Source organism: Mesorhizobium sp. IMUNJ 23033 (assembly GCF_044778005.1).
GTDB lineage: Bacteria > Pseudomonadota > Alphaproteobacteria > Rhizobiales > Rhizobiaceae > Mesorhizobium > Mesorhizobium amorphae_A.
The window spans coordinates 111706-128214 of record NZ_JBJACT010000013.1; the positions used below are offsets into that span (position 1 = coordinate 111706).

The window sequence follows — 16509 nt, forward strand, 5'->3', positions numbered from 1 at the left end:
CGATTCTTTGTCCCTCAACTCGTCGCGAGCTCCATCACCGCGACATTGCTGGCTTCGCTCCGCTCGAGGATGCCGCGCTGGCGGCCGCGGCTCAGCACCAGCACGCGATGCGAGAGCCCCAGCACCTCCTCAAGGTCGGAGCTCACCACCACCACCGCCATGCCGGAGCGGGCGAGGTCGGCGATCACATCGTAGATCGCCGCGCGAGCGCCGACATCGATGCCGCGCGTAGGCTCGTCGAGGATGAACACCTTGGGCGGACGCGACACCCATTTGGCGATGATCACCTTCTGCTGGTTGCCACCGGAAAGTTTTGAGACCGCCTGGTTCGGCCGGCCCTTGACGCCGAGCCTGGAGATGCCGGCCTCGGCGAATTTCTGCACCGCCTTCGGGAATACCCAGCCATTCGGCGCGACATGGTCGAAATTGCCGAACGCCAGGTTCTCGCCGATGGTCTGGTCGAGCACCACGCCTTGCGCCTTGCGGTCTTCCGGCACCAGCACGACGCCGGCCTTGATCGCCGCCGCCGGGCCGCTGAGATGCACCGGTTGGCCTCCAACGCGCACTGAGCCCGACGAGATCGGATCGGCGCCTGCGATCGCCCGCACCAGTTCCGTGCGGCCGGCGCCGATCAGCCCGGCAATGCCGAGGATTTCGCCCGATTTCACCGAGAAGCTGACATCATTGAAACTGCGCTCCGGCGAGGACAGGTTCTCGACCTCGAGCAGCGTGTCGGTGCCTGGCGGCGACAGCGTCGGGAACATGCGCTCGACGCTGCGGCCGACCATCTGTTCGACCACGGTGCGCACCGGAATGTCGGCGCGCTCATGCCGGGCGACGATGCGCCCGTCGCGCATCACCACCACGCGGTCGGCGATTTGCGCGATCTCGTCCAGCCTGTGGCTGATATAGATGAAGGACATGCCTTCGGCCTTGAGCTTGCGGATCTGCTGGAACAACAGTTCCGTCTCTTCGCCGCCGAGCGCCGCCGTCGGTTCGTCGAAGATCAGCAATTCGGCATTCAGCGTCAGCGCCTTGGCGATCTCGACCTGCTGCTGGGCGGCGATGCGCAGCGTGCGCACCTTGCGCTCCGGCGAGACGTCGAGGCCGAGCCGCTTCAATTGCGCCGAGGCCTTTGCATTCATGGTCGCGCGGTCGATGCGGCCGCCGCGCATCGGCAGGCGCCCGACATAGACATTCTCTGCCACCGAGAGGTCCGGCAGCAGCTTCAATTCCTGATGTATCATGCCGACGCCGGCCTCGATGGCCGCGGCGGGGTTGGCGGGGGAATAGGGCTTCCCCCGCCAGATGATGGAGCCGGCATCGGACTTGGTCGCGCCGGCAATGATGTTCGAGACGGTCGACTTGCCGGCGCCGTTCTCGCCGAGCAGCGCCACGACCTCGCCCGGCCGCACCTCGAAGCTCGCATCGGCCAGGACCTGGACCGGTCCGTAGCTCTTGCAGAGGCCGTTGACGAACAGCCCGTTGTGCGGGCTTTCGCTTTGGCGGGGATCAGGCGACATCGTTGCGCTCGTCAACTCTCAAACATGCCAAGTCTCAAACATGCCAGGTCTCAAGGGTGCTTGGCGATGAACTGCTCTACATTGTCCTTGGTGGTCAGCGTCGCGTCCTGCAGCTGCTCGGCGGGAATTGTCTCGCCGGCCACCAGCTTGATCGCCGCATCGACGGCGAGCCGGCCCATGCCTTGTGTCTGCTGGGTCGCGGTGACGTCGAAGACGCCGTCCTTCAGCGCCTTCAGCGCCGCCACGTCGCCGTCGAAGCCGGCAACCCAGACCTTGTGGCCGGGATTGGCGACCTTGACCGCCTGCGCGGCACCCAGCGCCAGCGCATCGGCCTGCCCGATGACGATCGACACGTCGGGATGCGACTGCAAGAGGTCCTGCGTCAGCTTGAAGCCTTCGTCCTGGTGCCAGCCTTCGCTCCACAGCTCGCCGACCACCTTGATGTCGGGATAGCCCTTGAGCGCCTCGCCGCAGCCCTTCGAGCGGTCGACTTCCGGCGTCGTGCCCTTCTGGCCGTGGATGATGATCAGCTCGCCCTTGCCACCGGCCTGCTTGGCGATGTAGTCGCACACCGCCTGGGCCGAGGCGACGCTGTTGGTGGCGATGAAGGTGTCGCCGGGCGCGCCGTCGGCGTTGCGGTCGACATTGACCACCGGGATGCCGGCGGCCTTGGCGGTCTTGGTCGGCACGGTTGCGGCGGTGGCACCGGCCGGGATGTAGATCAGCGCGTCGATGTTCTGCGTGATCAGGTCCTGCACCTGGCTGACCTGCGTTGCCGAATCGCCCTTGGCGTCGACGGTGACCACTTCGATCCCCTTCTCCTTGCCATAGGCTTCGACGGACTGCTTGATCTGGTTGAAGAAGTCGGCCTGCAGATTGGCCACCGCAAGGCCAAGCTTCTTGGCCTCCTTGGCCGAGGCCATGTCGGTGAGGCCGAGCAGCGGAACGATGGCCGCGGCGGCAAGCAAGAGTGAACGTTTGGTCAGCATGGTTTTCCTCCGTTGATATTCAATCTGTCCCGCCTGCGCAGCTCAGCGCCCCTTGGCCGAACATTCCCAGTTTCGGATCGACCGATCCGTTTCCGCCCGGGTGCCGGGCGAATCTCATTGCGCCCCGCGCTTCACTGCGCTCGCCGCCGCCAGGTGTCGGTGGCGACCGCCAGCGCAATCACCACGCCGATCACCACCTGCTGGATGAAGGGCGAGACGCCGAGCAGGTTGAGCCCGTTGCGCAGCACGCCGATGATGAGCACGCCGATGGTGGTGCCGCCGATCGAACCGACGCCGCCGGAGAGGCTGGCGCCGCCAATCACCACCGCCGCGATCGTGTCCAACTCGTAGCCGAGGCCTGAGCTTGGCTGCACGGAATCGAGCCGCGCGGCGAGCACGATGCCGGCGAGACCGGCCAGCACGCCGCAGATCGCATAGACCCAGTTGGTCAGCGACTTCACCGGAATGCCTGACAGCCGTGCGACCTCGGCGCTGCCGCCGATCGCATAGAGGCTGCGGCCGGTGGCGCGGTAGTTGAGGAAGATGGCGAAGATGATCGCCAGCACGATCATCAGCCCGACTGTGACCGACAGGAAGCCGAAATGGCGGATGATCGACAGGTTGGTGAACCAGTCGGAAAAGCCGACGATCTGCGAGCCGTCGGTGATCATGTTGGCGAGGCCGCGCGCCACCGACATCATCGCCAGCGTCGCGATAAACGGCGGCAGCTTGGTGAGCGTCACCAGCAGGCCCGAGACCAGGCCGCACAGACCGGCGACGACGAGCGCCGCGGCTATACCTGCCGGCAGGCCGAGATTGAGATAATCGGGATGGGCGACGAAGCCCATCACCATGGAGGCCAGCGCCAGCACCGATCCGACCGAAAGATCGATGCCGCCGATCAGGATGACCAGCGTCATGCCGATCGCCATGATGCCCAGCACCGTGATCTGGTCGAGCACGTTGAGGATGTTGCGTACGGTCAGGAACGTGTCGGTGGTCAGCGTCAGCGCCAGGCAGAGCAGCACCAGGCCGATCAGCGGTCCGATAGTTCCGGCGAACAGCGCCGAAAGCTTCGCGCCGGTCGCGCCTTGAGCGCCGATCGTGGCTTTCAGATCGCTTGCATCATTGCTCACGGTCACTTCGTCTCCTCCGTCAGCTACCGGCGATGGCTTGCCGTTCGCTCTTGTTCACCAGGCACCTCCCTGTGAACAATTTATCTTTGATATGCAATTTTGTTCAGCTAAACTGTTCATCAGAAAATTGTCAAGTGCCGCGAACGCATTCGACAGCGGTTTGCGCGGCAATGCGGTTTGCCTTACGGGAAGCTTGTTGCGGGGAGGGCAAGAAAGATGGCGACCTTGGAGAACGAGAGGGCCTCGCGCTTTCCGGACGCCGAACTGAAGGCCCGCGCGGCCTGGCACTATTATGTCGAGGGCCTGACGCAGGAGCGGATCTCCGAGATCCTCGGCATCGGCCGCATCAAGGTGCATCGCATCCTCTCCGCCGCGCGCGAGGAAGGGGTCGTCCAGTTCCGCATTCGCGACAGTGTCGTCGAATGCGTGCAACTCGAGGAGAGCCTGAAGCAGCGCTTCGGCCTGAGCCAGGCCGTGGTGGTGCCGTCGGCCGCCGACCGCAGCAATGCGCCGCTGATGATCGGCCATGCGGCCGCTGCCTACCTGGCCGACAATGTGAACATCGGCGATGTCATTGCGCTCGGCTGGGGCCGCACACTGAAATTCGCCATCAAGGAACTGCCCAGGCGGCCGATCGCGAGAACCACGGTGGTCTCCATGCTTGGCGGCCTCACCCATGCCCAGCCGCTCAACCCGACCGAGAGCGCCTGGGAGTTCGCCGAAAAGATCGGCGCCGAATGCTTCCTGCTGCCGGTGCCGGTCTATGCCGACCGGCCGGAGCAGCGCGACGCCTTCATGAGCCAGCGCAGCGTCCAGGATGTCGTCTTCCGGGCGCGCCGCGCCAACATCGCCGTGCTCAGCGTCGGCTCGTTCTCCAACGACAGCCCGATCGCCAATTACGGCTTCATCAAGCCGAGCGAGCTCGAGGAATTGCAGGCGGCCGGCGCCGTCGGCGATATTCTTTGCCATTTCATCGACGCCGAGGGTCGCCCGGTCGACCATGAGGTCAACCGCCGCGTCTGCGCCTATCCGCTGCAGGAGCTGTCGGACATCCCGAACATCATCCTGGTCTCGGGCGGGCAGGAGAAGGTGGCCATCATGCGCGCCGCGCTCGCCAACACCAAGATATCGGTGCTGGTCACCGACGAGGACGCGGCCAAGGGCCTGCTTGGTCGCTGAGGTCTGGCGCTCAGCCGGGGTCTTTCAAAACTCGCAGGGTTTGGGGCGGCTGTCGTCCGACCAGTCCGCCAGATCGATCGGCGTGAATGTCCCTTCGACCGGCTTGCCGTCATCCAGATCCTGCGAGGCGACGCCCTTGCCGGTGAGAAAATTGATGTCGCAGCCGCCGAGTGTCGTCTCGACCGTGCCATCGGATCTCTGGACGTTCCAGTCCCAGTCGCGGCTATAGCCGGCGACCAGGAATTTGCCCTGGCGATAGACGATCGTCAGTGTCGCTTCCGTCGATTTGTTGGCGCCGCAGCCGAAGCAGGAGGTGACAACAAGAGATCCCTTGCCCTTGCTTTCGAGCGCAAGAATCCGGTCCTCCGTAAGCGACTTCTTGACGAAGCTCGGTTTGCGCGAAGGGTCGAGCTTTCCTTCGCCGGCAGCCAGATAGATGGAGAGCTCCGCTTGCCCGTTGTCGGTATCCTGCGCGATGACGGCTCGATCCATTTGGCCATCAGAGTCGATGTCGAGCGCGACCTCGAATGGCGGTTCGGTAGGTTCGCTCTCGGCGAGCGCGGACATCGGGATTGTGGCAAGGGCGACCATCCAGGACAGGGCCGCGAGATGAGATGCAGTCTTCATGGCCGCAAATCTAGCATTGGCCGGACAGGCGCAAAAGCGGCTGCGCGGGCGGACAGAACGCCAGACGTTTCGGGCTTCGAACTGCCGTCTACTCTACGCCGAGGCGTTGGCGAGCCGTGCGTGGATGTCACGCGTCGCGTGATACAGGTCGCGGTAGATCGCTTTGCGGGCGCGGTAGCCCGGGACCAGTTCATCGACGGGATCGACATGTCTGGTCGGCGCCGCGGTCATCGCCTCGGCCGCGGCCTCTGGCGACGCAAACCATCCGACGGCCGACGCCGCCAGCATCGCGGCACCCAGCGCCGCCGCTTCGTTGACCGGCGAGACGGAGAGTGGCCGCTCGAGCACGCTGGCCATGATCCGCATCAGCAGCGCCGAATTGGTGCCGCCGCCGGCGGCGATCATCGCCGCCGGCTTGCCGCCGGTCTGGCTTTCCATCGCCTCGCTGGCGATGGCCTGCTCGAAGGCGATTCCTTCGAGGGTCGCGCGGAAGAGATGCTTGGGCTCATGATCGAGCGACAGGCCGACGATGGCGCCACGCGCAGCGCCGTCCCAATAGGGGCTCATCACGCCCGCCCAATAGGGCATGATCAGCAGGCCGTCGCTGCCGGCGGCGACATCGACCGCCGCCTTCTCCAGTGTTGCCGCCGAGGCCGAACCGGTGGTGCGCACGATCCAGTCGACCAGCTGCATGCCTGAGCGCAGCACCGTTTCCAGCATGAAGCCGGAGCCGGTTGGCGAGACCAATGTTCGGAAAGCGTCGGAGGTCGTAACCTCCGGAGAGTAGCAGCCGCTGACGACGCCGGAGCCGAGCGAGAGGTAGCTCTTCCCAGCGCCATAGACGCCCATGCCCAGGCCCATCGCCTGGCCATCGCCGGCGCCGGCAACGATGGGCGTCCCGGCCCTCATGCCGGTCAGCCCGGCAACGCTCTCGGCCAGTCCGCCGCAGATTTCGCCCGGTCCGATCAACTCCGGCAGTTGATCCGGCCGAAGCCCGGCGGCCTCGACGAGCTTGGGATGCCAGGCGCCTGTCGCGACGTCGAGCAGCCCGAGCGGATCGGCGCTTGCCGTGCTGGTGACCAGCCGACCGGTCAGCCGGTGCACGAAGAAACCATGCACGTCGACAAGTGCTGCCGCCTTGGCCAAAACCTCGGGCTGATGTTCGGCGAGCCAGGCGCCGGCGTAGAGCGCCGGCGTCGGGTCCGGCGGCTTGCCGCTCCAGTCGCGGATCGCCTCGCGGCCAAGCTCCGCTGAAAGCCGCGCCACTTGCGGGCGGGCGCGTTCGTCCAGCCACAGGATCGCCGGTATGAGCGGCTTGCCGGCGCCGTCGATCAGCGTAAAGCTCTCGCGCTGATGGGTGATCGAAATTGCCGCCACGCGCTCGGCGCCGACCTTGTCGGCAACCTGCTTCAACGCCGTGACAAGCGCTGTCCACCAGTGCTCCGCATCCTGCTCGAAATGGCCGGGCTTCGGATTGGAAAGCGGATAGGTCTCGCGCGCCTGGAAAAGCTCCGCGCCGTCACGCGTAAAGGCGATCGCCTTCACGGCCGTCGTCGAGGCGTCGATCCCGATTACGACATCGTCCATCAGGCGAAGATCCGGTGGAGATCAGGCTGCGTTGGTAACGAACCGTCCGTCCGACTGGTCGAGACGACGGCGGATCTGGGTTATCACCATCGAATCGTCGGGTACACAATTTTCATAGGTGAGGAAGTCGCCGGTCTTGACCGGCTTCACCACCTTGGCGCGTTCGGCGAGGCCGAGCGGCAGCGCTCCCTTGGCGCGCGCGCCCTCCCAGGTCATGGCGAAGCCGCGATAGTCGTTCTCGCCGATCATACCGAGCGACTGACCGGTGCCGAGGTCGCTCTTGGCCACCGCCACCGCTTCGGCCACCGGATGGTCGAGTGGCTCCATGTCGGCGCGCTTGTAGACCACGGCGCGCGCCGCCGAGAGCGGCACTTCTAGGCTGGTCAGATGGTAGGGCCGGAAGATCGTGAAATAGGGGCCTTTGCCGACCTTGAGGTCGACCATGCGCTCCAGCACGCGCGGATGCTTCGTCTCGATGATGCAGAAGACGCCGGGCGCCACACCCTTGCCGATCGAGTAGTCGACGACGCCCTTGCGGTGCAGCACGCCGCCATCCTCGCGCGGGCAGAGCACGCTGGCCAACTCCTCGAGCGTCGCCGTCGGGCCGTGCATGCCCGGCACGTCGGGCACCAGGCCGGTGGCGTTGGCGATCGCCACCATCTCGATCGCCGTCTTCGAACCGTCGACGAACTCGACCAGCATGCGCGCATTCATGTTGCGCTCGCTGGCCTCCTTCTCGTAGTCGGCGGGCATGGCGTCGATTTTCAGCGGATTGTTCTTGCCCTTGCCGGCGGCGATGATGTTGAAGCCGAGGCTTTTGGCAAAACCGATGATCTCCAGCGTGCAGGCGGGCTCGTCGCCGGCCGCACCCGTGTAGACGACGCCGGCTTTGCGCGCTTCTTCCTTCAGGAAACGGCCGATGGTGATGTCGGCCTCGACATTGAGCATGACGATATGCTTGCCGTTCTTCATCACTTCGAGCGCGAACAGCGTGCCGATATTGGGATTGCCGGTGGCGTCGATGATGACGTCGATGCGGCCGGCGGCGGCCAGCGCATGCAGGTCCTCGGTCACCGCGATCTTGCCGGCCTCGATGGCGCGGTCGATGGCCGCGGCATTGGGCGCCTGGACGATGGCGGAACGGTCGTGGCCGGCAAGCAGTGCCGCATCGATCGCCGCCTGCGGCCGGACCTCGGAAATGGCGCCGATGCGCATGCCCGGCATCAGCGCGACCTGGACGACGATGTCGGTGCCCATCTGCCCGGCGCCGGCCAGCCCGATGGTGATCGGCCCCTGCTTTTCAGCGCGCTGCAAGAGTTCCGCTGCGAATTGCGGATGGGACATGTCGCTTCCTCCAGTTCCTGACGCGCCGCTGCGTCGCATTCATCTTTTGAACATTCCTATTTCCATTTGAAAAATATTTCAACCGGCATTTCGACAGATGCTGCAGGATTCAGATCAGGAGAGGAGGGTCCACACGGCAGGCAAATCAGCTTGCTTGGGGAGCATTGCGGGACATCGGGACGCCGACGACCCGAGCCGATAACAAGAGGCGGTAAGATCAATCCATCCGCGGCTGTACGGCGCTGTCGCAAACCTTCGAGATTGGCCGAAGCTTCCCCAACTTCGTCATCCCTGGGCGGAGCAGGAGCGTAGCTCCGTCGCGGAGACCCTGGGATCCATGCCGTAAAATTAGCCGAAGAATGCTGCGGTTCAGGACAACATCGCGGCGAGTTGCCCGATAGTTGCCAAGGGGTCGCGCAGGAGCTAAGTCTCCACCGTTGCGACGCGTCAACGTCACGGCATGGATCCTGGGATCTGCGCCGCGTCGCTTCGCTCCTTGCTACGCCCCAGGATGACGACGGGAAGAAGTTTCGGCCAATCTCTGAGGTATGCGGTTGCCTTGCCGACCCATCAGAACTCCGTCTCGAGGAACGAGCCCAACGCAACGGTTCAGAAATAGCCGTCCGATGCGGCCGTCGCCTCTTTCGGGATATCGACGCCGTCGACCAGGATCTTGTCGACCAGTTCGTGGTGGAAGCAGACCAGCCCCTTGATGCGTTCGGCCTCGTGTACCGGCTCGGGATAGTACCAGACGAGGTTCTCGTGGCGCTTCTTGGAAGTCGTCACGTGGTAATAGTTGGAGATGCCCTTGTAGGGGCAGCGCGAGATGTAGCGGCTGGGGGCGAACATATCGAGCCTGGTGTCGGAGATCGGCAGATAGTGGCGCACCGGATGGCCGGTCTCGAACAGGAAGACGCCACGGCGTGAATCGGCCACCTGCTCGCCGTCGAGGATGACCTGCACCCGCCGCGACGAGGGCAGGCAGTCGACCCGGCGGAACGGATCGCGGGCATGGACGAAGATCTCCTCGTCCTCTTCGAACCAGTGGCCCATCTTACTCCAGTAGAAAGACATGTAGTCCGAGATTGGCGGGCAGCCCTTGACCGGGTCGAGATAGCGCCAGGCGCCATCCTCGACCAGCGTGATGCCGGTGTTGAGCGAATAGTGGGTGGCGACGCCCTTGAACGGGTCCTCCGTCGTGGTCTTGCTGGGCAGCAGGAACTCCTCGCGCACGTCGCCGATCGGGAAGTAGTAGACCGGCAAATGGTCGGACTCGTAGAACACCAGCGCCTTGGTCGTGTCGGCGACGGTCATCGAGCCGACCTGAACCCGCAGCCGTTTCGGCGACGGCATGGTGAAGGCGACGTAGCCCGGTTCGAATTCGTACTGCACGATAGTGTCGAGCACGGGGAAATGCGGCCCGCGACCGCGCAAATGGGACTTGCGAATGGTGGTCTCCCGTTTCTTTTCGTTCGTGACGTGGCGTTGGTGCGCGGTCATGATCAGCCTATGGACACACGATCGAGCAGCAGCCCGGCGGCGATCGGCGGCAGGCCGCTGACATTCTTGCGCACCGGCACCAGCAAATCGGGAAAGTAGCTGAAGATGACCGGCGTCTCTTCGAGCAGCAGCTTCTGGATGTCGGAAGCGGCCTTGCGCTGCGCATCGAGGTCGAGCGCCTTGAGATAGCCGGCGACCAGCCCGTCATAGGCCGTGTTCTTGAAATGCGCCGCGTTCCACGGACCGTCGCTGACCAGCGGGCTCTTCAGGAACACGTTCGGCACGCTGCGGTGCGCGTAGTCGGTGATGCCGAGTGGGCTGTCCAGCCAGTCCGACTGGCCGAACACCGCCTTGCCGTAATATTTGTCCTGGTCCTCGATGTTGAGCGAGAGGCGGGCGCCGACTTCCTTGGCGAAGTTCTGGAACAGCTGCGCGTAGCCGGGAATGTCGGAATAGCGCAGTGTCGTCAGCGTGATGTCGAAGCCGCTGCCGAACCCCGCGGCTTCCATGAGCTGCTTGGCCTTGGCGATGTCCTGCGCGCGCTGCGGGATCGACTTGTCGGTGGCCGGGAAGGCCGGCGCGAACGGGCTGTCATTGCCGGTCGCCGCCATGCCGCGGCACAGCCCGTCGACCAGCTTGGAGCGGTCGATACTGAGCGCCAGCGCCTGACGTACGCGCTTGTCGGTGAAAGGCGCCATGTCGCAGCGCATATGCAACTGGCGGTGCGCAGTCGAGGCGACGCGCAGCACGGTGATATCGGGGCTGTTCAGCACCACCTGGCTGACATCGAGCGGCACGGCATCGAGCAGGTCCACTTCGCCCGCCTGCAGCGCCAGGATGCGCGGCTGCACGTCGCCGTAGAATTTGAATTCGATCCGGTCCGGCAGCGCCTTCTCGCCCCAATAGTCGGGATTGCGCACGAAGCTCGCGCCGACCTTCGGCGTGTAGCTCTCCAGCCGGAACGGACCGGTTCCCTCGAAGGTCTTCTCGTAGTCGCCCTTGTAGCTCGCCGGCAGGATGACGGCGTTGTAATTGTCGATCGACACCGAATAGGGAAAGCTGCCGTTCGGCGCGTCGAGATGGAAGGCGACGGTGTGGTCGTCGACCTTCTGGGTGCCGCCCTTCGACAACAGGCCCTTGAACACCGACAGCGCATTGGATGAACCGCTCGGATCGGCGAGCCTGTCGAAGGTCGCCACGACATCGTCGGCCTTGAAGTCCTCGCCATTGTGGAATTTCACGTCCTTGCGCAGCTTGAAGGTCCAGACACTGCCGTCCTCGTTCGGCGACCAGCTCTCCGCCAGTACCGGCTTCAGCGTCAGGTCGGGCTGGGTTACGCACAAAAATTCGGCGGTCTGGAACACCAGCTGATAGCTGCCGCTGTCGTAATAGGTGACGGGGTCGATGGCGCCGCCGGGCGTAGCGATGCCGGCGCGCACGGTCCCGCCCGGCTTGCCTTCGGCGCGCGCCTGCGGCGCTCCAAGTCCGAGCGATGAAACGATGCCGCCGAGGAAGGGCAGCGACAGGCCGAGCACGCTGCCATGGCGCAGGAATTCGCGGCGGCCGATCCTGCCGGCCAGCAACTCGTCGATAGCGGAATTTTCGATTGCCGTGAGATTCCGGCGGGCGGTATCGATCATCCTGAAATGCTTTGGCATGGCGGCATTCCTTGCTTATCGTGGGGGCTCGGCCATCTAGTTCACTGTTGATCCCACCCGGAAAGCGATATTTTTTGATGGGGGTCATCGAAATCTTCGATGCAAGGTGGAGCCATGGACACGGAAAATCTGCGCAGTTTCCTAGAGGTTGCCGCGCATGGCAGCTTCACCGTCGCGGCGAGCCGGCTGAACCTCGCCCAGTCCACCGTCAGCGCCCGGATCAGGGGGCTTGAGGAGCAATTGGGGCGCAAGCTGTTCGTGCGCGACCGCGATGGCATCACGCTGACGCCTGCCGGCAGGCAATTCCTGCCGCACGCATCCTCGATCACCCGCACCTGGGAGCAGTCCAGGCAGGACATCGCCGTCCCCGATGGCTACGAGACGCTGCTCAGGCTCACCGCGCCCGCTTACCTCTGGGACCGCATCACCTCGCCCTGGATCGCCTGGATGCGCGAAAGGTGCCCGAACGTGGCCCTGCGGCTCGAAGGCAGTTTCCCGGATCTGGCGATCGACCAGATGGCCGAAGGCCTGCTCGACATCTGCATCCTGTATCTGCCGCGGCCGCATCCCGGCATCGTCTATGAGACATTGGCCGTCGACCAGGTGGTGCTTGTGCAGCACATGGCGCAGACCGGGCCGTGGACGGAGAACTACATCCTCATGGATTGGGGGCTCGAATTTCGCGTCGAGCATGACCGCGCCTTTGCCGGCCTGGTCAAGCCGGCCATATCGGCCGGGCTGGTCTTCATCGGGTTGCAGCACGTGCTGTCGCAGCAATCGGCCGCCTATCTGCCACTCAGCGCCGTCAGCGGCCATATCGAGCGCGGCGAGTTGAGGCGCATCGAGGGCGCGCCGGTGTTCCAGCGGCCGATCTATCTCGCCTATCCGTCGAACCCGGCCTCGTCGGACACGTTGAATGTCGCGCTCGAGGGATTGCGCGATCTTGCGAGGGACTGGACGACGGGCGAGGGCTTTGCCGAAGGCGACCGCGCCTTCAGCATGGCGGATTCAATCGCGCAGAACGATCGCCTTTAGCCGATCGTCAGGCAGGCACCACCTGCATCGCCGGTTTCTGCAACCTTGCCAGCTCGGCATAGGGAATATGGCAGCGGATCGAATGGCCGGGCTCAGCCTCCGCCAATGGCGGCTCCTGCGTCTCGCAGATCGCGCCGATCTTGCGCGGGCAGCGCGTCTGGAACACGCAGCCCGGCGGCGGATGGGTGGCGCTGGGGATTTCGCCGTCGAGGCGGATGCGCGAGGTCTCGGTCTGGTCGAGCTTCGGCACCGCCGACAAAAGCGCTTCCGTATAGGGGTGGTGCGGGCCGGAAAACACCGCTTCGGATGGCCCCAGTTCCATGATTCTGCCGAGATAGAGCACGGCGATCTGGTCGGAGAGATAGCGCACCACGCCGAGATCGTGCGAGATGAAGATGTAGCTGACATCCTCTTTCGACTGCAGGTCGGCGAGCAGGTTGAGGATCGCCGCCTGCACCGACACGTCGAGCGCCGAGGTCGGCTCGTCGCAGACGACGATGCGCGGCTCGCCGGCAAAGGCCCGCGCAATGGCGACGCGCTGCTTCAGCCCGCCCGAGAGCTGGCGCGGTTTGACGGCGAGATGCCGATCGGTAAGCCGCACCGAACGGACAAGCTCGTCGAGGCGGGCCTGCAGTGCGGCGCCGCTCAAGCCCGCCAGCCGCTTCAGCGCGCGGCTGATCAGATGGCGGATCGAATGCGAGCGGTTGAGCGCCGAGTCCGGGTTCTGGAAGACGATCTGCATCGCCTTGATCTGGTCGTCGGTGCGGCTGTCCAGCCGCGGCGCCAGCGCCTTGCCCTCAAGCGTGATCGAGCCGCCTTCGTCCGGCGGCACCAGGCCGAGCAGCAGCCTGGCGAAGGTGGTCTTGCCGCTGCCGGATTCGCCGACCAGGCCGAGCGTCTCGCCGGGCCGCAGGCTGACGGAAACATCCTTTACGGCCCTCAGCGCATGGCCGTGGCTGGCATAGGTCTTGTTCAATCCCTCGACATGGAGGACCGGTTCCGATTTGGCCTTCGGTGCGGCTGCCACATCGCTCGGTGTCGCGCGCGGCAGCGCCGGCGCCTGTTCGTGGTAATGGCAGCGTGACAGCCGGCCGCCCAGATCGTAGAGCGGCGGCAATTCGCTGCGGCAACGGTCGGTGGCCAAAGCACAACGGTCGGCGAAGGCGCAGCCTTTGATGTCGGCGCCGATGCCGGGCAGGAACCCCGGAATGGTGTCGAGGCGGCCCTGGTCCTTGCGCTGGCCGCCGCGCGGCAGGCAGCGCAGTAGCGCCACGGTGTAGGGATGGCGCGGATCGTTGAACACGTCTTGCGTCGAGCCTTCCTCGACCAGCATGCCGGCATAGAGCACGCCGACCCGGTCGCACATTTTGGAGACGACCGCGAGGTTGTGGCTGATGAACAGGATCGAGGCCGAGAGTTCCTGGCGAAGCAGCGCGATCAGGTCGAGCACTTCGGCCTCCACCGTCGCGTCGAGGCCGGTCGTCGGCTCGTCGAGGATCAGCATGGTCGGATTGTTGGCTAAAGCCATCGCAATCGCCACGCGCTGCTGCATGCCGCCCGAAAGCTGGTGCGGATAGCGCTGCATGACGCTTGCCGGGTCGGAGATGCGCACCCGGTTCAGCATGGCGATCGCCCGCTCGGAGGCCGCCTCTCCCGTGACGCCGGCAAGTTCGAAGATCTCGGTCAGCTGGCGGCCGATGCGCAGCGACGGGTTCAGCGCCTTGCCGGGATCCTGATAGACCATCGACACGCTTTCCGCCCGCGTCCGCCGCAGCGCTTCGCCATCGAGCTTCATCACGTCCTTACCGTCGAGCGAGATGGCGCCGCCGGTGATCGAGCCATTCCTCGGGAGATAGCGCACCACCGACAGCGCCACGGTGGATTTGCCGCAGCCGGATTCGCCGACCAGCCCATAGGCTTCGCTCTGGCCGATGGCGAGGTTGAGGTTGCGCAGCACCGCCCGGTTGCGGCCGCCGACGCGGTAGGCGACCGAGAGGTCGGAAAGTTCGAGCGCGTTGGCTGCCTTCTCAGTCATTGAACGCTCCGTGGACGCCGTCCGCCGCAAGGTTGACGCCGATCACCAGCGAGGCGATGGCCAGAGCGTCGAACAGCACCGTCCACCAGAAGCCGCCGCCGATCATGCCGTAGTTGCTGGAGATCGAGAGCCCCCAGTCGGGCGAGGGCGGCTGGATGCCGAAGCCCATGAAGGACAGCGTGGCAACGGCGAAGATGGCATAGCCGAGCCGCACCGTCGTTTCGACCAGGATCGGTGGGATGACGTTGGGCAGGATCTCGACGAACATCGTGTGGAAAGCGCTCTCGTGCCTGAGTTGCGCTGCTGCGACATAGTCGAGCTCGCGTTCGGCCAGCACCGCCGAACGCACCGTACGGGCGATGATCGGCGCGAAGCTGAGGCCGATGACGACGATGACCGTCGTCTTGGAGGTGCCGAGCGCGACGATGGCGAGCAGCGCCACGATCACCACGGGGATCGCCATGAAGGCTTCGAGGATGCGGCTGATGACGTCGTCGACGATGCCGCGGAAATAGCCGGTGAACAGGCCGAGCGCAGTGCCGGCCACGGTCGCCAGCAAGGTGGCCAAAGGCGCCACGGTGAGGATGTCGCGCGAGCCGACGATGACGCGCGAGAACACGTCGCGGCCGATCTGGTCGGTGCCGAACCAGTGTTCGGCCGACGGCGGCGCCAGCGCGTTGATGATGTCGTCGGCGAGCGGGTCGTAAGGGACAAAATGCTCGCCGAACAGTGCGCAGGCGATCCAGAACAACACGATGCCGAGGCCAGTGAGGAACGTGCCCGACCGCAGCAGGGAGAAAAAGACCTCCGCCGTCGGACCGCGTCGCCCTGCATTGCCGGGCGCGGGGCTGGTGGCGGGACTGTCGGTGGCGCTCATTGGTCTGTCCCCAGCCGGATGCGTGGGTTGAGCACGGAATAGAGGAAGTCGGCGGCCAAAGTGGCCACCGCATAGACGATGCCGATGGTCAGGATGCCGGCCTCCAGGATCGGGAAATCCTTGCCGCGCGCGGCGGTGAAGATCAGCGAGCCGATGCCTTGGTAGCGGAACAGCGTCTCGATGACGACGAGGCCGCCGATCAGGTAGCCGGTCTGGGTCGCGATGACGGTGATGGTCGGCAGCAGCGCGTTGCGCAGCACATGCCGCCAGATCACCGTCCGCCATGGCAGGCCCTTCAACACGGCGGTGCGCGTGTAGTCGGAATCGAGCGCCTCGATCATGCCGGAACGCGCCATGCGGGCGATATAGCCGAACAGCACCAGGAACAGCGGCAGCGAAGGCAGGATCAGATAATAGAGCTGGGTGAAGAAGCCGGCATCGCGCGGCCAGGCGGCGGAGATCGGCAGCCAGCGCAGCCAGACGCCGAAAATCAGGATCAGGATGATGCCGGTGACGAATTCGGGCAGCACCGTCACCGACAGGCCGCCGAGGCTGATGATGCGGTCGAGCGGCCGGTTGAGGTTGAGCGCGGCGATGACGCCGCCGAGGATGCCGATCGGCACCACCAGCACGAAGGCGACCGCCGCCAGCTTCATCGAATTGCCCAGCGCATCGATGACGAAGGGCGCCACCGGCGAGCGGAAAATATAGGAGGTACCCATATCGCCCTGGAGGAAATTCCAGATCCAGCTCGCATATTGGGTGAGCAGCGGCCGATCGACGCCGAGCGTGTGATTGAGCGTGTCGACGGCGCGCTGGTCGGCAAACGGTCCCAATATGGCGCGCCCGACATTGCCGGGCAGCACCTGGCCACCCAGGAAAACCATGATGCTGAGCAGGAACAGCGTGACGAGCGATAGGGCCAGGCGCCGGACAAGGAAGGAGAGAATGGCTAGGACTCCTTGTGGAGCCAGCTCCCCATGAGGGAGCCGGCTTAGAGGATTGGCTTTCCCTTTCTG

13 protein-coding genes are annotated in these 16509 nt (G+C 64.9%); 2 read left to right on the forward strand and 11 right to left on the reverse strand.

Annotation, left to right across the window (positions count from 1 at the left end; translation table 11 throughout):
- Positions 1–14: 14 nt before the first annotated feature.
- The 3 genes from ACFX5Q_RS16330 to ACFX5Q_RS16340 all read right to left on the reverse strand — a co-directional run bounded on the left by ACFX5Q_RS16330 (position 15) and on the right by ACFX5Q_RS16340 (position 3627).
- The gene (locus ACFX5Q_RS16330) at positions 15–1523 is read right to left on the reverse strand and encodes a sugar ABC transporter ATP-binding protein (protein WP_404279586.1); all 1509 of its coding nucleotides are present in this window, start codon (positions 1521–1523) and stop codon (positions 15–17) included.
- A gap of 50 nt (positions 1524–1573) precedes the next feature.
- Positions 1574–2512, reverse strand: a complete 939-nt coding sequence (locus tag ACFX5Q_RS16335; protein WP_006204505.1) for a sugar ABC transporter substrate-binding protein — start codon at positions 2510–2512, stop codon at positions 1574–1576.
- 131 nt (positions 2513–2643) lie between these two features.
- Positions 2644–3627, reverse strand: a complete 984-nt coding sequence (locus ACFX5Q_RS16340) for an ABC transporter permease (RefSeq protein WP_404279691.1) — start codon at positions 3625–3627, stop codon at positions 2644–2646.
- A gap of 237 nt (positions 3628–3864) precedes the next feature.
- Between ACFX5Q_RS16340 and ACFX5Q_RS16345 the strand changes: the two genes are divergently transcribed.
- Positions 3865–4827 carry a sugar-binding transcriptional regulator gene (locus ACFX5Q_RS16345; protein ID WP_404279588.1) on the forward strand — a complete coding sequence of 321 codons (963 nt, stop codon included), beginning with the start codon at positions 3865–3867 and terminating at the stop codon, positions 4825–4827.
- A gap of 24 nt (positions 4828–4851) precedes the next feature.
- On the opposite strand, the gene ACFX5Q_RS16350 is transcribed toward ACFX5Q_RS16345, so the two are convergent.
- The 5 genes from ACFX5Q_RS16350 to ACFX5Q_RS16370 form a co-directional block, all read right to left on the reverse strand.
- Entirely contained in the window at positions 4852–5454 is a 603-nt protein-coding gene (locus ACFX5Q_RS16350; protein ID WP_404279590.1) for a hypothetical protein, read from the reverse strand.
- Positions 5455–5547: 93 nt separating this feature from the next.
- Positions 5548–7041, reverse strand: coding sequence for an FGGY-family carbohydrate kinase (locus ACFX5Q_RS16355; protein WP_404279592.1), 1494 nt, complete (start codon positions 7039–7041; stop codon positions 5548–5550).
- A 21-nt stretch (positions 7042–7062) separates the two neighbouring features.
- The gene (locus tag ACFX5Q_RS16360; protein WP_404279594.1) at positions 7063–8385 is read right to left on the reverse strand and encodes an NAD(P)H-dependent oxidoreductase; all 1323 of its coding nucleotides are present in this window, start codon (positions 8383–8385) and stop codon (positions 7063–7065) included.
- A gap of 609 nt (positions 8386–8994) precedes the next feature.
- Positions 8995–9885 carry a DUF427 domain-containing protein gene (locus ACFX5Q_RS16365; RefSeq protein WP_404279596.1) on the reverse strand — a complete coding sequence of 297 codons (891 nt, stop codon included), beginning with the start codon at positions 9883–9885 and terminating at the stop codon, positions 8995–8997.
- Between the two features lie 2 nt (positions 9886–9887).
- A complete protein-coding gene (locus ACFX5Q_RS16370) occupies positions 9888–11543 on the reverse strand; it encodes an ABC transporter substrate-binding protein (protein ID WP_404279598.1) in 1656 nt (551 codons plus the stop codon).
- A gap of 114 nt (positions 11544–11657) precedes the next feature.
- On the opposite strand from ACFX5Q_RS16370, the gene ACFX5Q_RS16375 reads away from it, so the two are divergent.
- On the forward strand, positions 11658–12578 hold the full coding sequence (locus ACFX5Q_RS16375; RefSeq protein ID WP_404279600.1) for a LysR family transcriptional regulator: 921 nt from the start codon (positions 11658–11660) through the stop codon (positions 12576–12578).
- 7 nt (positions 12579–12585) lie between these two features.
- Here the strand turns inward: ACFX5Q_RS16375 and ACFX5Q_RS16380 are convergent, their stop codons facing one another.
- From ACFX5Q_RS16380 to ACFX5Q_RS16390, 3 genes are read right to left on the reverse strand one after another with little or no spacing between them, the layout of a single operon-like run.
- Positions 12586–14613 (reverse strand): dipeptide ABC transporter ATP-binding protein, encoded by a 2028-nt coding sequence (locus tag ACFX5Q_RS16380; protein WP_404279602.1) that lies wholly within the window; start codon positions 14611–14613, stop codon positions 12586–12588.
- Positions 14606–15490, reverse strand: coding sequence for an ABC transporter permease (locus tag ACFX5Q_RS16385; RefSeq protein WP_404279604.1), 885 nt, complete (start codon positions 15488–15490; stop codon positions 14606–14608). Before ACFX5Q_RS16385 ends, ACFX5Q_RS16380 begins: the two co-directional genes overlap by 8 nt.
- Complete coding sequence (locus ACFX5Q_RS16390; protein WP_081482077.1) at positions 15487–16440, reverse strand: ABC transporter permease; 954 nt, start codon at positions 16438–16440, stop codon at positions 15487–15489. The genes ACFX5Q_RS16385 and ACFX5Q_RS16390 overlap by 4 nt, the downstream gene beginning before the upstream one ends.
- Between the last annotated feature and the right edge of the window lie 69 nt (positions 16441–16509).

What these genes read in the sequence shown, in the direction of transcription:
- ACFX5Q_RS16330 (WP_404279586.1), bottom strand. Translation starts at nt 1,523, where the DNA reads ATGTCGCCTGATCCCCGCCAAAGCGAAAGCCCGCACAACGGGCTGTTC.
- ACFX5Q_RS16335 (WP_006204505.1), bottom strand. Translation starts at nt 2,512, where the DNA reads ATGCTGACCAAACGTTCACTCTTGCTTGCCGCCGCGGCCATCGTTCCG.
- ACFX5Q_RS16345 (WP_404279588.1), top strand. Translation starts at nt 3,865, where the DNA reads ATGGCGACCTTGGAGAACGAGAGGGCCTCGCGCTTTCCGGACGCCGAA.
- ACFX5Q_RS16350 (WP_404279590.1), bottom strand. Translation starts at nt 5,454, where the DNA reads ATGAAGACTGCATCTCATCTCGCGGCCCTGTCCTGGATGGTCGCCCTT.
- ACFX5Q_RS16355 (WP_404279592.1), bottom strand. Translation starts at nt 7,041, where the DNA reads ATGGACGATGTCGTAATCGGGATCGACGCCTCGACGACGGCCGTGAAG.
- ACFX5Q_RS16360 (WP_404279594.1), bottom strand. Translation starts at nt 8,385, where the DNA reads ATGTCCCATCCGCAATTCGCAGCGGAACTCTTGCAGCGCGCTGAAAAG.
- ACFX5Q_RS16365 (WP_404279596.1), bottom strand. Translation starts at nt 9,885, where the DNA reads ATGACCGCGCACCAACGCCACGTCACGAACGAAAAGAAACGGGAGACC.
- ACFX5Q_RS16370 (WP_404279598.1), bottom strand. Translation starts at nt 11,543, where the DNA reads ATGCCAAAGCATTTCAGGATGATCGATACCGCCCGCCGGAATCTCACG.
- ACFX5Q_RS16375 (WP_404279600.1), top strand. Translation starts at nt 11,658, where the DNA reads ATGGACACGGAAAATCTGCGCAGTTTCCTAGAGGTTGCCGCGCATGGC.
- ACFX5Q_RS16380 (WP_404279602.1), bottom strand. Translation starts at nt 14,613, where the DNA reads ATGACTGAGAAGGCAGCCAACGCGCTCGAACTTTCCGACCTCTCGGTC.
- ACFX5Q_RS16385 (WP_404279604.1), bottom strand. Translation starts at nt 15,490, where the DNA reads ATGAGCGCCACCGACAGTCCCGCCACCAGCCCCGCGCCCGGCAATGCA.